This is a genomic window from Paenibacillus sp. FSL R7-0026 (assembly GCF_038004485.1).
In the GTDB taxonomy this organism is placed as follows: Bacteria; Bacillota; Bacilli; order Paenibacillales; family Paenibacillaceae; genus Paenibacillus; species Paenibacillus xylanexedens_A.
This window is the reverse complement of the sequence record NZ_JBBORG010000001.1, coordinates 4,678,822-4,692,595: the sequence shown is the minus strand read 5'-3', so window position 1 is coordinate 4,692,595 and position 13,774 is coordinate 4,678,822. Positions and strand designations below refer to the sequence as shown.

At 45.4% G+C, this 13,774-nt stretch carries 13 protein-coding genes; 7 read left to right on the top strand and 6 right to left on the bottom strand.

Going from position 1 to position 13,774, the window contains the following annotated elements; genetic code table 11:
• Positions 1-115 precede the first annotated feature (115 nt).
• Positions 116-1,318, top strand: coding sequence for an MFS transporter (locus tag MKY44_RS20640; protein WP_341008371.1), 1,203 nt, complete (start codon positions 116-118; stop codon positions 1,316-1,318).
• A gap of 191 nt (positions 1,319-1,509) precedes the next feature.
• On the top strand, positions 1,510-1,953 hold the full coding sequence (locus MKY44_RS20635; RefSeq protein WP_341008369.1) for an Hsp20/alpha crystallin family protein: 444 nt from the start codon (positions 1,510-1,512) through the stop codon (positions 1,951-1,953).
• 135 nt (positions 1,954-2,088) lie between these two features.
• On the opposite strand, the gene MKY44_RS20630 is transcribed toward MKY44_RS20635, so the two are convergent.
• A complete protein-coding gene (locus tag MKY44_RS20630; RefSeq protein ID WP_341008368.1) occupies positions 2,089-2,646 on the bottom strand; it encodes a DUF1697 domain-containing protein in 558 nt (185 codons plus the stop codon).
• 35 nt (positions 2,647-2,681) lie between these two features.
• Entirely contained in the window at positions 2,682-3,332 is a 651-nt protein-coding gene (locus MKY44_RS20625; protein ID WP_341008366.1) for a hypothetical protein, read from the bottom strand.
• A gap of 333 nt (positions 3,333-3,665) precedes the next feature.
• On the opposite strand from MKY44_RS20625, the gene MKY44_RS20620 reads away from it, so the two are divergent.
• Complete coding sequence (locus MKY44_RS20620) at positions 3,666-5,300, top strand: DUF1593 domain-containing protein (protein ID WP_341008365.1); 1,635 nt, start codon at positions 3,666-3,668, stop codon at positions 5,298-5,300.
• 85 nt (positions 5,301-5,385) lie between these two features.
• Here the strand turns inward: MKY44_RS20620 and MKY44_RS20615 are convergent, their stop codons facing one another.
• On the bottom strand, positions 5,386-5,949 hold the full coding sequence (locus tag MKY44_RS20615) for a TetR/AcrR family transcriptional regulator (RefSeq protein WP_047843882.1): 564 nt from the start codon (positions 5,947-5,949) through the stop codon (positions 5,386-5,388).
• Positions 5,942-7,156, bottom strand: a complete 1,215-nt coding sequence (locus tag MKY44_RS20610; protein WP_341008364.1) for an MFS transporter — start codon at positions 7,154-7,156, stop codon at positions 5,942-5,944. Before MKY44_RS20610 ends, MKY44_RS20615 begins: the two co-directional genes overlap by 8 nt.
• Before the next feature lie 219 nt (positions 7,157-7,375).
• Here MKY44_RS20610 and MKY44_RS20605 point away from each other — a divergent pair, with 219 nt between their 5' ends.
• Positions 7,376-8,182, top strand: a complete 807-nt coding sequence (locus MKY44_RS20605; RefSeq protein WP_341008363.1) for an alpha/beta fold hydrolase — start codon at positions 7,376-7,378, stop codon at positions 8,180-8,182.
• A 25-nt stretch (positions 8,183-8,207) separates the two neighbouring features.
• Positions 8,208-9,191 (top strand): sensor domain-containing diguanylate cyclase, encoded by a 984-nt coding sequence (locus MKY44_RS20600; RefSeq protein WP_341008362.1) that lies wholly within the window; start codon positions 8,208-8,210, stop codon positions 9,189-9,191.
• A 134-nt stretch (positions 9,192-9,325) separates the two neighbouring features.
• On the opposite strand, the gene MKY44_RS20595 is transcribed toward MKY44_RS20600, so the two are convergent.
• A complete protein-coding gene (locus MKY44_RS20595; RefSeq protein WP_341008361.1) occupies positions 9,326-10,813 on the bottom strand; it encodes a DUF5123 domain-containing protein in 1,488 nt (495 codons plus the stop codon).
• Between the two features lie 102 nt (positions 10,814-10,915).
• On the opposite strand from MKY44_RS20595, the gene MKY44_RS20590 reads away from it, so the two are divergent.
• Positions 10,916-11,572 carry a DUF2625 family protein gene (locus tag MKY44_RS20590; protein WP_341008360.1) on the top strand — a complete coding sequence of 219 codons (657 nt, stop codon included), beginning with the start codon at positions 10,916-10,918 and terminating at the stop codon, positions 11,570-11,572.
• A 155-nt stretch (positions 11,573-11,727) separates the two neighbouring features.
• On the opposite strand, the gene MKY44_RS20585 is transcribed toward MKY44_RS20590, so the two are convergent.
• Complete coding sequence (locus MKY44_RS20585; protein ID WP_341008359.1) at positions 11,728-13,068, bottom strand: MFS transporter; 1,341 nt, start codon at positions 13,066-13,068, stop codon at positions 11,728-11,730.
• Positions 13,069-13,353: 285 nt separating this feature from the next.
• Here MKY44_RS20585 and MKY44_RS20580 point away from each other — a divergent pair, with 285 nt between their 5' ends.
• The gene (locus MKY44_RS20580) at positions 13,354-13,737 is read left to right on the top strand and encodes a VOC family protein (protein WP_341008357.1); all 384 of its coding nucleotides are present in this window, start codon (positions 13,354-13,356) and stop codon (positions 13,735-13,737) included.
• Positions 13,738-13,774: the final 37 nt, after the last annotated feature.

Below are 13,774 nucleotides of genomic sequence, written 5' to 3'. Positions count from 1 at the left end.
ATTAATAATCCGTCTTGCCGTGAATTGTTCCGTATAGAGGCAGTGGGGATTCTCTCAGCCTTGTATACTCCAGGTACAGTGGGTACTGTACTGAAATATAGAGGAGTGTACAAACATGAATAGAATCAGAGGAAGTATTTTTTTTAGCGTATTTGCAGCCATGTTGGGTCTGATGCTAATTGCACCCATTATGCCGCCGCTTATTCGCGAGTTGGGCATGAAAGAAAGCCATTCCGGTCTTATTATCTCGCTTGGGTCCATTATGATGGCTGTCATGGCTCCGGTATGGGGCAGATGGAGTGATATAAGAGGAAGAAAACCCATCATATTGATTGGATTTATAGGTATGTCTGTGAGCTGTGCATTATTTGCACTGGCATTGTACGGTGGATTGAATGCTTGGATCGGAGGGGGGCTCCTGTTAACCCTTCTAATTGTGACGCGCAGTCTGATCGGTATGTTCATTCCGGCGGTGCTGTCGTCTGCCCAGGCCTATATGGGTGATGTGACAGAAGGGGAAGAGCGGGGAAGTGGGATGGCGATTATCAGTGCTGCGAATGGACTTGGCCTAGTATTCGGACCTGCGATTGCAGGAGCATTTACCCTTATCGGTCTGCTCTGGCCGCTTTATTTTGGCATTTTTATAGCGATAGCTGCGTTTATTATTGCCTTGTTGTTAATCCCGTCAGCCAAACCGGTCATTCAGGCAAAACCGCCTAAAGTCAACCCGTTCCAACGTGGTTTACGAATGTACCTTGTTGCCGGCTTGGTCACGATGATGGGTATCATGACACTACAGGTTGTCGGGGGATTTTATTTTCAGGATCAACTGGCTCTATCCTCAGCGGCGACGGCCCGAATGGTTTCGTTTGGACTCATGTTCTCTGGAGCAGCGATGTTGATCATGCAGGTCATTCAGATGAAATGGTTGAAATGGCAGCCACGCCCGATGATTTTGCTCGGGTCCCTTTTCCTGATCGCAAGCATGATCCTGTTTTTGGTCTTCAATGTGTTATCCATGTATTATTTCTCGTTTTTCCTGTTTGGCATGGGTTCGGGTCTGATGATGCCGGGGTTCATGGCAGGTGCTTCGCTGGCAGTTAGCAAAGAACAGCAGGGAGGGGCAGCGGGATTGGTAGCAGCGATTCAGGGGATATCCGCCGTCATTACGCCTTTACTTACAACGACACTTTATCAGGTGGACGAACATGTTCCGTTTATGCTCGTAGCTGTTCTGGTTGTCTTGCTGGCAATCATGATGCTGGGAATGCGGAAAAATGAATCCAATACTGTAACGGACCCCATTCATTCGTTATAGTCAGACAAAGTCAGAAGATCAAATAAGGTCAAAATAAAAGAAAAAAGGATCTATTTTAAAATAGTGAACCATGATGAAAGAAAATCGTCTTTTTTCGTCTTTTACGGACTTTGAGCCTTATTTGCAAGGGTATTATAATAATCAATGTAAGCAACACCAATAAACCAACCACACAAAAGGAGCTGATTTTCATGTTTGATCTGATTCCGTTTCGTAAACGAAATGAAGACCCGTTCGGACACATGTTGAAATCCTTCAATGACATGGTTGAGAACTCATTCCTCTCCCCTTTTGGAACTGGCTCCCAGCCATTCCGGACCGACATTCGTGAGGAAGAAGACAAATATTCGGTAGAAGCCGAGCTTCCGGGCATCGCCAAAGAGGACATAGAGATTCAGGTTCAAGGTAATGAATTGATTATTCGTGCCAAACGCAATGATGTAGTGGAGCAGAAGGATGACTCCAATCGAATCATACGGCAGGAACGCCGTTCCGGCGAGTTTATCCGGCGATTCTATGTTGATCATATTGATGAGGAGCACATTAAGGCCAAATTGGAAGAAGGTGTGCTGAAGCTCGAGATTCCGAAACGTCCTGGTGATGATCAATCTCGCAGACGCATTCAAATTGACTAATATACAGTGGAAAAAATAGTTTCCTAACACGGCAAAAAGCATGCAGGAGACATCCATAAGGATGTTTTCTGCATGCTTTATTTTTCATATGAATTGGACGATGCATAACTGACTATCCATTGTGCTGGTACCGAGTTATTTCTCTGCTGTTGCTTGCATCAGGGCATATATCTTACGTGTGGTATTCACATTTCTAACCGTCATATAGGCATATACTTTGGATCCCACAAGCTTGTTCATGCCACTTTTGGATGCATCTTCTCTGCTGACTGAATATAAAATCGCTCCAGGAACATAGATCAGTGTACCAATTTCCGGTTTGATGGGCAGCTGGTCCAGCACGGAGGGCTCATTGATCTCATCCCAGAGGAACATCACATCACTTTTGGCTGTGTCATCATTAACCCATTCTTCTGGCAGCGCCTGAATAACGCTATAGATTTCATCCATATTCCGCACCATTACCCTGATCTGTAAGCCAAAATCGGCGGCGATGGCCTGTTCTACCACATGGGATATCTCCCTATTCGCATCGGCACGTACCTGATGATCGGCAAAAATAATATTGCCAGAGTTGATATAGGTAACGACGTCCAGCATGCCTGCTTGTTCAAATGTTTCTTTCAGCTGCTTCATATTGATTTTATTGTTCCCGCCTACATTAATGCCTCGTAATAAGGCTACATATATCATCTGGATGACCCTCCAATTCCCTTTAATTCACCGTGTTAACAAAAGGACAGATACTCGAAAAGGTGAGCAGTATACTCTTCTCCCAACAGATCTTGCAATAAAGGTTCCACTTGCTCCAGATACTCGGGTTTGGTTTCATAGGTTTCTTCATCTTTCACTTCCCCGGCATAGGTGCGCGCTGCCTCAATCAGGATGGCTAGTGCACTGAAAAAGTCTGACAGCGAATCAGCAACACGGTTTGGTTCTCCACCTGTAAAAGCGGCATATACGGGAGAGTTTGGTGCCTCCACATCTACAATTAACGGATCATCGTTAAAGTTTGCGATGACGACGTGATTTTTTGGCCAAGTGGAGGACTCCTCATAAGGTTCATTCATGCCAATCCAGCGGAACCCCAGTTGCTGACGAAGCAGATGTTCAGGTGCGACAAAGGAAATAAGTGCGGCATCACCGATTTCGACGGCGGCATTTTTCATTTTGAGTGTACCTTCCGCATCCGCATCCATCATTTCATAATGACTGTACAGATACTGAAGTTCTGGAGAAAGAGGTATTCGTGTATCCACTTCCGGCTGGTGATGTTGTTCGCGGGGACGCAGATCATGATTTTTGAAAAGTCCATAAGCTTCATTATATAAATCCTGCTGTTCCACAAAACGGGTCAAGGCCGCATCCAGTTGTTGCATAGTGTCTGATTCCTCCTGGTAACATTGGTTTAATACTACGCCGATCCATTTGATTCTTGACTATAAGCATTATACTATATCAAAGATAAATTCAAAAAAAAAATTGAATACGTTTACATTCATGAGTGGACATGATATACTTTCACTCAAATAAGGATTGTTACTGCTTCGGGCAGGCAAAACCTGAACATCACTATGCGTGGACGTTGTTCCATTCATAATGTTGTTCGGGTTTTTTTGCATTCTACGGTCCATATTAAGGATAGAAAAACAGAGGACGTACTTATTTCCAACCCAACTAACATCACGCTGTACAGAAGAAAGGGGAGCATTATGAACAAGAGAAAATGGTTAAACGGTTTTGCCGCAGGTTGTCTCAGTATCATCCTGGTGATTAGTGGATGCGCATCCAAAGCGCCACAAACCGCGAGTGACACACCAAATCAGGCGACAGAACAGACAGAGAATGAAACACAGGAACCCGCAAACAACCAAGCTGCCAAAGGCAGAACAGTGATTACAACCGACGGTGAAGTGGATGATATGAACTCCGTCATTCGTTTCCTCTTGTATTCGAATGAGATGGATCTCGCCGGAATTGTACTGACCAGCTCGGTGTATCATTATGCTGGAGACGAGGAAGCAGGGATCAAACCGTTCCGCTGGACAGGCACACAGTGGGTGTACGACATGATCGATGCCTATGGCGAGATTTACCCGAACTTGTCCAAACATGCGGATGGGTACCCGGAGCCGGAACAGCTTCGAGCGATGACCAAGATCGGTAATATTTCCGATAAAGGGGAGATGGAGAAGGAAACCGAAGGTTCCGAATTCCTCGAAACTCTTTTCCTCGATGATGATTCCCGAGACCTGATTGTTCAGACATGGGGTGGCACCAATACTACGGCCAGAGCGCTAAAATCGATTGAGGAACAGTATAAAGACACGGCCGAGTGGGATACGATTCGCAAAAAAGTCAGTGACAAACTGGTCCTGTACATCATCCTCGATCAGGATGACAGCTACAACGAATACATTGCGAAGAATTGGCCGGATATCCGCATTCTCAATGACCAATCGAACTTCTGGCATTTTGCCTATGCATGGAAGATGCATGCTGAAGAAGTGAACAGTAAGCTTCATGGCGACTGGATGGTCAAGAACATTCTGAATGGACATGGCAAGCTGATGGATATGTATGCGTCGATGGGTGACGGCAAGATGATCGAAGGCGAACTGGCCGAAGAACAGCGCGGAAGTGCCGAATATCTCAAGAACAATCCGCAATATGACAAATACGATTTTATATCTGAGGGAGATTCTCCATCCTTCTTCTATCTGATCGATAATGGGCTGCGCAGTATGGAAGACCCTTCTTACGGCGGTTGGGGTGGACGCTTTGGCGTTGTGAACGACAAGCTGTTTAGAAACAATGTGCTTGATTACGATCCCTACACCAAACGCTATGAAGCCGAATACTCTCTGATGAGATGGTTTGACGATGTGCAGGATGATTTTGCAGCACGTGCAGACTGGGCAGTTGCAGACACTTACGAAGGTGCCAACCATAATCCGTCTTTAACGATTAAGGAAGGGGTGGATCTAAGTGTTAGTCCTGGGGAGGAAGTGACTCTTCACGCGGAGGGTAAAGACCCGGATGGAGATCAACTGACGTATACGTGGTGGAGATATTTCGAAGCGGACACTTATGAGGATTCCAAAGTAACACCGAATAAAGTTCAGCCTGAAATGGCGGGTGATCTGCAGCTTGGAATACATCGTGAACTTGCCAAGGATGAGCAGGTGGATACGATAAAATTGCAGGGCAGTGACACCGAAGCGGTGACATTTACCGTTCCTGACGATGCCAAATCGGGTGATACTCTTCATATCGTTGCCGAAGTACAGGATGATGGAGAGCATCAGTTGAAGCATTATCAACGTGTGATCCTAACCGTGAAATAAAGAAATAGAGGGGCAGTCCCAAAAGTCATCAACATGGCTGGCGGGACACCCCTCTTATTTGTGTAGTCTGATCGTAATTGATCCGTTAACGCTGGATGCCTGACCAGAAGACATTCCAGGTGATTGCCAAAGCTTGTTCATAGGATTGCCGTGTCTCATACACGAGCTGTACATCCAATCCATCCATCACGGTGACAAAAGCTACGGTGGCTTCTTCCGGACTCAGGCGTATATCGGAATGTCTGGTAAATACGGCTGCCAGCTCTTCCTTCAGTGTCCCGAGGTACGTTCGATATTGGGCCAGCACAAAATCATGCACCTCCAGCGGTGTGATAAAGGACAGGATATACATAAAAGCGACGTTTGGATGAGTCAGAAAGCGATTTTTGTGTTCATGCAAAAAGGCATATAGCTGCTGATCCAGAGTTTGGGTAACAGACTCACTGAAAAATTGGCGTACAAACTGCTGTTCCTCCTGCACAACTTCCTCATATAACTCCAGCAATAACGCTTTTTTGGATGAATAATGATAAGCCAGGGATTGCTTGCGAATGCCTGCCTCTTCGGCAATTTGCGCCATCTTGGTCCCCTCGTAACCCAGACGATTAAAATGTTGAATGGCAATTTCCTTGATTCGTTTTTTACTCAATGTCTACCTCCAGTTGGCGAGCTGAATACCTCTGTTGTTTTTGGGAGTATACCAAATATAACAAGATATATACCACAAAAATGCCTATAGAGATAGCATACACCACCGTATAGGAAAATGCAGAAGCCACCACGCCCAGAATCAACGAACCCCCACCAATTCCGAGGTCAAAAAAATTAAAGAAGGAAGCCATCGCATTTTCATGCTCATGTTCTTCTACAAGATTCACACACCAGGTCTGAATCGCCGGGAATATGGCACCAAAACCAAAGCCGTATAACGCACCAGCGATCAGGAATTGCACATCACTCTGGGCGATAATCAGAACCAGTAGCCCCGCGATTGCGAACACGGCAGAAGGTAACAACACGGAACCTGGTCCCCATCGATCAAACATTTTCCCCGAGAACAGTCGAACGGCGAAGCTTGCGATGGCGACGATGAAGAAAAACCAGGCTATATTCTCGAACCCTCTTTCGGCGGCGAATAAAGCTACAAAGGACATGATTGAACCCGCTGCAATGCCAACGAGCATAATGAGAAGGGAAGGGAAGAGTACCTTCTTTTCAATCAGTTTCACCGAAGGGACATGAGTTTGCATAGACTCGCTACTACCTCCTGTTTTCGGCTTTCTGGATACAAACACTGTCATCAGGAGAGCTAACAGCAAAATACACATACCTCCCATAAACAGGCTCTGGTAGTCGTACCTAAACAACAGGCTTGTTCCAATCAATGGACCGATGGATATAGCGACCGTCTCCCCTACGCCGAAATACCCCATACCTTCTCCCCGGCGATCCCTTGGTATGTTTTCAGTGGCAATCGTTGCAAAATATGTCGTTGCCAAACCAAATCCGAATCCGTGGATCACTCGAAATACAAGAATCATCCAAATACCTGACGATAGGTAGTATGCGCCTGTCATTAATGCACAGATAGTGATGCCGATAATCAATAGATATTTTTTGTCTATTCGAGCTGCCAAAACAGATGTGAAGGGTCGAATCAAGATGGCAGAAAACATAAATACGCCGGTAACCAGCCCAATCTGGGAGGCTTCGCCACCAAGACTTGAGACAAACAAAGGCAAGGTGGGAAGCAACATTTCAAATGCCATAAACAATAATGCGTTGGCTAACATGATAAATAGGAATGATCTTCCCCAGAGTTGCTGAGGTGTAGAGCTATGTGTTGAAGTACTCATGGTTTTCCTCCGTAATGTTGATCTCTGTCGCGCGACATGTTGAACTGATTTTACCTGACGATGGTCAGATTGTAAAGCGCGTATTCAGAGCAGAGGGTCATGATTTTTTGGTGGATGAGAGAAATTATTAAACATTTTTAATTCATATCCCAACATTTTCCGGTATAATAATCAGATAAAATGATTCAAGCGAATACTACCTCGGAGAGGTGATATGCAATGACGGTTGATATACTTGTAAGAAATAATGTTAAGGTACTTGGCTCGGGTAGCCAAACGATTGTATTTGCTCATGGTTTTGGATGCGATCAGGATATGTGGCGTTACATTATTCCAGGTTTTATGGAGAACTACCGTGTGGTGTTGTTTGATTATGTTGGATCTGGCGATTCTCAAATTAACTATTATGATGCTATCAAATATAGCAACCTTCAAGGATACGCCCAGGATGTGCTGGAAGTTATGGAAGCGCTCGAGCTAAAGGACACCATATTTGTCGGGCATTCCGTCAGTAGTATGATTGGTATGCTGGCATCGATTCAGAACCCCAAATATTTCAAAAAAATTATAATGTTAGGGCCCTCCCCACGTTACGTGAATGATCTGCCGAATTATTATGGAGGTTTTGATCGGAATGATATCGATGAATTACTTGAGATGATGCAGATGAATTTTATTGGGTGGGCGAGTTATCTGGCACCCATTGTGATGAACAATCCGGAACGGAAAGAGCTGACGGAAGAGTTGGAGAAAAGCTTCTGCTCCAGAGATCCGCATATTGCGAGACAATTTGCCGAAGTGACGTTTTTATCTGACTGTCGTATTGATTTGGAGCAGGCAACTGTGCCAACATTGATTCTTCAGTGCTCGGATGACAGCATTGCCCCGGTAGAGGTAGGGGATTATCTACACGCTCATCTGAAGAATAGCCGGTTGCAACAGATGACGGCTAAGGGACATTATCCACATCTAAGTCAACCGGAAGAAACCATCCGAATGATTAAGGATTATTTAACGAGCGCATAAAACGCGGAAGAAAGGCAGTTATTCCATGGATATACAATTAGATCTGGCTCCCTGTGGATACTTCTCTATCTCTGATTCGGGCGTCGTACAGTCGATTAATCAAACTTTTCTTACGATGCTTGGATATGAACGTGATGAGCTGATAGGGCAACATATTGAATCGACCATGTCGGTGAGCAACAAGGTGTTTTTCCATACGTATTTCTATCCCTATATCCAGTTATATGGACATGTGGACGAGATGTACTTCACGTTCCGTACCCGTGATCAGCAGGCTGTTCCTGTTCTGCTTAACGGTGTTCGTCAGACCCGTAACGGGGAAAGCATTGTGGATTGTGTTGTTGTTGTCATGCGTAAGCGAATTGAACATGAGAAGGATATTTTGCATACCAAAACCAAACTACAGGAGTTGTATCAAGCGACGCAAGAAGCGAACAAGGAGCTTGAACGACTGCATGAGGAATATAAAATTAAAGAGCAGGCGTTAATCAAAGTGAATGATCAGTTGGAGACACTGGCCTCCACCGACTTGTTGACAGGATTGAAGAACCGCAGGTTTTTCCAGGAAAAAATGGTTGAAAGCTTGATGGTGTTCCAGCAGAAACAACGTAATTTCTCCCTTCTTGTTGTGGACATTGATCATTTCAAAAGCATTAATGATACGTACGGACATCCGATCGGAGATCTGGTACTCGGCAATCTGGCAGGGCTGCTGCAATCGTTGTCGCGAAGTACGGATGTGGTTGCACGTTACGGTGGAGAGGAATTTGTTGTCATTCTTCCAGATTGTGAAGAGGAGCAGGCGATTGGTATTGCAGAACGATATCGTTCACAGGTTGCTTCAGCCGACTGGGGTGAATATAACATTACGGTGAGTATCGGTGCGGCCACTGTAGTAGAGGAAGATACGGAAAAGTCCTTGTTCCAAAGAGCGGACAACGCCCTGTATGCCTCCAAAACCGGAGGACGAAACCGGGTGACACATGCAGCTCAGATGGTAAAAAGTTAAGAATTGAATTACATCAAAAGAAAGCGAAAAGGAGCCTGTGCAATGTGAGGGAGATGATCCCACATAGCACAGGCTCCTTTTATTTGTATGGAAATAGGCAGGGCTAATTCCACTTGAGTAACATCAGATTAACTTTATCGCGGAGCAAGGTAACCATACGCCTTAGCCGGAGAGTTGGCCTGAGGACGAAAATCTTCGCTCAGTTCATCCATAAATGCCGGGTTCACATATATGGAGTGTGCATCATTGCCAGATCCCTTGATGTAGGCGGCGATGCCGGAGTAGGCTTTATTTTTCCAAACCCACAGGGCATCTCCCTGCTCACCTGGAGAGTAATAGACGTTATGGTCAAACACATTGCCGGTATTGCTGGTATATTCATTGTATATCAGTACTTCCGAGCTGCTCGATACGAGAATGTTATGCATGAACGTATTGTTCTTTGTCCGTGACTGCATGAATAACTGTCCATTGCCAGCATTCAGGGTATCATTCCCCACAAGTGTATTGTACATAATCTTGCTATCCTCGGTAGCTCCTCGTTCCTCGTCATAACCTCCCATGGCAATACCCGTCAATCTGTTGGAATAAATCAGGTTATCCCGCAAGGTAATGTTGCTGGTTGAACGTCCGGCATGCTCTGAGGCAATCTCAATTCCGATATCGCTCCGATATACCCGGTTCTGGTCGATGATATGATCTTTCCCGCCATCTACATAGATGCCACCGGCTGAGTTGGTATCATTGGGCAGGTCTGTTCCATAGGAGGGATTGTTATTGGACGTAATATCGTATACTTCGTTGCCTCGTACAATGCCATTTCGGGCCTGATCGTACGTGTCGTCCTCGGACGTACCCTCGTACCCGATCAGATCAATACCAATGTTGTCGGCATCATGGATGACATTATTCTGTATGGCAAAGGTATCGACATTGCCGTTGACTGCAAGTGACTCGCTTGAACCAAGTATAAGATCATACAATTCATTATCCTTGATAATGATATCGCGTAATGCTTGGGGGTGCTCTGTGCCATAAATGGCAATACCGTGGGCATCCCTGCCCCGCAAATCGGGACCTTCAGGAGTTGCGTAACTAGCGATCGCGTGTATGGTGTTGCCTAACAGCTGAATATGCTCACCTGCTCCGTGGACATAGATCCCGGCTGGAACTTGGCCCCCAAGTGTGGTCGTGAAGTTACCAATTTCGAGATTCTGAATCGTGATATAACTGGCATTTTCAATTTCAATCAACCCTTCAATCCCCCGAACGGATAAACCTTTACCATCAATGATAACCTGCTCCTGAGGATAACTTGAAAATAGGGTTGGATTAGCGGAAGAATTACCGCTCCTGGTGATTTTGACTTTCTGATGATAGACCCCTTCACGCAAATAGATCGTGCTTCCTGGTGAAGCATGGTCGGCAGCGTGCTGTAACGTTTTCCATGGAGATTGAATGGTTCCTTTATTCGAGTCATTTCCTTGGGGTGATATGTAATGGATGACCTGGGGATCGGACTTTTGAACAGAAACAGGTTCCTTCATGGAAGATGTATGATTCTGACAACCGGATACGAGCACCATCAGAATCGGAATTATAAGTATAACTACGCGAATCAAATCGTTTCCCCCTTGAATTTAGCTTTGAAGATAGATTATAGCAGATTTGAACGGGTTAATAAGCCATGATATGCTCTTATAAAATCAGCGAGGAGACTGCTCATGAATACATTAACGATAGCTGAATTAGTAGATCGGGAGAATCACGCATGGGAAGAACTCAAGGAACTCCTGGATAGCGGGCAAAATACATATGTGTATGTTCCAGCAAAACAAGAGGCTGGAGAGGATACCCTCTATCGTCTGCAAATAAGCACCAAATCCTATTTGGGGGCTGTTGCTTATGAGACAGAAGGTATTGTACTGGACCATGGCTGGATCACGCTGCTTGGTGCGGGTGGTGACAGTACATCTGGGAGTCTCACCAGTTGGAATGGTGTGAGTGAGCAACCTTGGGTAGATGTACTGGAAGGTATGATGGTCGTTGCATATGATGCGGCAGGCGGTTTCTTCGGAATGGATACAGGCAAGTATGGTCGTACGGGACAGATTTATTATTTTGCACCGGATACACTCGAATGGGAATCAACAGAACTGACATACTCAGGTTTCATCAACTGGCTGGCGAATGGCGATCTGGAGCAGTTCTATCAGACCTTTCGCTGGAAAGGCTGGCAAGAGGATATGTCTCAGCTACAGACAGGTCAAGTATTCGCGTATTACCCACCACTTTGGACGCAGGAAGGTGGCGGCGAGAGCAGCAGTAAAGCCCCAATTAGCATAATGGAGGCCTGGAAGTTCGCACTGGACGGAAAATAGTTGGCATGCTGCTGTAGGATGAAATCAGGAAAGTAACCGGTAAGTTCAAGTTCATTGAGTGATCTACTTTGAGAAAAACGGCATTTCTGTTCCAAACTAAAAAAGGCTCGCGCTTGGCGCGGGCCTTTTTGGTTCTGAACTTTAAACATCAATTATCAATTGTCCAATGTAACAGGTTTAATGCCTGAGCGTGAAGCTCTGCTATGCCAGACGGTCAACCCGAGTGAAACAACGCAGACAAACAACAGACATGCATAGACAACATGATAAGCTTCCTCAACCGAGACTCCCGGAATACTGTGTAGCAGCAGCCCACACACGGCTACAGACACCGAACCACCGAAGAACTGAATCAATTGTAACATGCCCATACCTGAACCAATCTGGGCTTTGGGAAGCACACGTGACGCTTCATTATTCAAGGAAGCCATAGATGCTGAGAGTGCCGGTGAGAAAAAGAGATAACCACTGGTAATGATCAAGGCGGACTGATCAAGTCCGAGCATGAATAGGGCAAGTACAGCTGCGAGCAGAATGTGTCCGATGATCATAAATCGCATATTGCCATAACGGTCGATCCACCGTCCAACGAAACGGGTGCAGAATGCTGCAACGATTGCCCCAGGAGCAATCAACAAACCAATGGCGAGCGAAGAGCGTCCATATAGATCAGCGAGCACAAGCGGCATCAAAAACAGATTGCCCAGATTCACGACCAATACGCAGAATCCGATAAGGATTAACCGGGTGTATCCTGGCGTTTGGAATACTTGTGGATTCACAAACGGCAGATTCGCTTTCCGAATATACAGGAGATGTGCAATAAGCGAGATAACGCCTATGGCGAACCACAACCAGGACTGCTGGGTGATCGCGATCAGAAGTGTAGTGGCGTTAATGACGGTTAATATGGCACCAATAACATCGAACGGCTGATCTGTTTTGACGGATTCACGTGGGAGAAAATAGGGCAATACAGGCAGGGCGAGCAAGACAAGCACGGTTATGGCAAAAAGTCCGTTCCAGCCCCAGTACTCACTAATGAGTCCGCCGACAATGGGGCCAAGTCCAAAAGCCATGGCGCTACCTGATGAGATCAGCGCGATGGCAGCTCCGCGTCGTTCCACCGGGATGTAACGACTTGCAATGACGAGACCCAGCCCGGCCATAACTCCTGCACCCGCAGATTGCAGAATACGTGTCAGTAACAGGATCGCAAAGTTATGCGCGAACAACCCCAGCAATGAAGATAACCCCAGGATCAGAAGCCCAACCGTTAACAGTTTGCGTACCGGGATACGGTCTGACAATCGACTGTAAATCACCGTCGACAGGGCGTAACCAATCGAATAACTTGAGATGACCCAAGACCCCAGGTCCGAGGTAATCTGCAGATCATGAATAATGACTGGCAAAGAAACATTGAACATGGTGGTATTCATCACAACGATGAACAGGCAACATGTCCAGAGTGGCATGACAATTTTATCTTTCACGGTACCATTCCTGTCTTGGGTATAAATATGAATTCGGATTGAGCTTTGATGAAAATGTGATGAAAAGCAATATATCATTTTACACTCAAATTTATCATATGGCAATAATGTCATACTAATTCGTTCGGATGTGATGAGCATAGAAAGATATTAATAATAAACAATAGACGGATTTCCTGAATTTAACTAAAATGATCATGGAAGCATACATAAGCAGATGGATCAGCGGTTAGGTAACTAGATATGTAAGTAATTAGCATGTTGAAAATGAAGGAGATTATACCCATGACTCATGCATTATTAATGTCCCACAGCGTATTTCCGACGCTGGATATGAAGCGCACCGCGCAGTTTTATGAAGAAAAGATGGGCTTTCGGGTTATCAAATATCTCGATGCCGCGGAACCTCATATCTGCCTGTATCGTGATCTTACCGAGATTATTTTGACCCAAAGCAATGGACAGAAAGTTATACCCAACAGAGAATTATATGGCTATGGATATGATGCATATTTTATTACCCAGAACCAGGAAGAGCTTCAACAGGAATTGATCAACGCAGATGTGAACATCGTACGTGCCCTCAATCATACAGACTATAATAACAAGGAGTTTGTAATCGAGGATATTGATGGACGATGGATCGCTTTTGGCATCAAACAGGGATAATTAGATACAGAAACAGGCGCTCCGATAACGGGCGCCT

Coding starts and splice junctions, on each gene's coding strand:
- MKY44_RS20640 (WP_341008371.1), top strand. CDS start 116: ATGAATAGAATCAGAGGAAGTATTTTTTTTAGCGTATTTGCAGCCATG.
- MKY44_RS20635 (WP_341008369.1), top strand. CDS start 1,510: ATGTTTGATCTGATTCCGTTTCGTAAACGAAATGAAGACCCGTTCGGA.
- MKY44_RS20630 (WP_341008368.1), bottom strand. CDS start 2,646: ATGATATATGTAGCCTTATTACGAGGCATTAATGTAGGCGGGAACAAT.
- MKY44_RS20625 (WP_341008366.1), bottom strand. CDS start 3,332: ATGCAACAACTGGATGCGGCCTTGACCCGTTTTGTGGAACAGCAGGAT.
- MKY44_RS20620 (WP_341008365.1), top strand. CDS start 3,666: ATGAACAAGAGAAAATGGTTAAACGGTTTTGCCGCAGGTTGTCTCAGT.
- MKY44_RS20610 (WP_341008364.1), bottom strand. CDS start 7,156: ATGAGTACTTCAACACATAGCTCTACACCTCAGCAACTCTGGGGAAGA.
- MKY44_RS20605 (WP_341008363.1), top strand. CDS start 7,376: ATGACGGTTGATATACTTGTAAGAAATAATGTTAAGGTACTTGGCTCG.
- MKY44_RS20600 (WP_341008362.1), top strand. CDS start 8,208: ATGGATATACAATTAGATCTGGCTCCCTGTGGATACTTCTCTATCTCT.
- MKY44_RS20590 (WP_341008360.1), top strand. CDS start 10,916: ATGAATACATTAACGATAGCTGAATTAGTAGATCGGGAGAATCACGCA.
- MKY44_RS20580 (WP_341008357.1), top strand. CDS start 13,354: ATGACTCATGCATTATTAATGTCCCACAGCGTATTTCCGACGCTGGAT.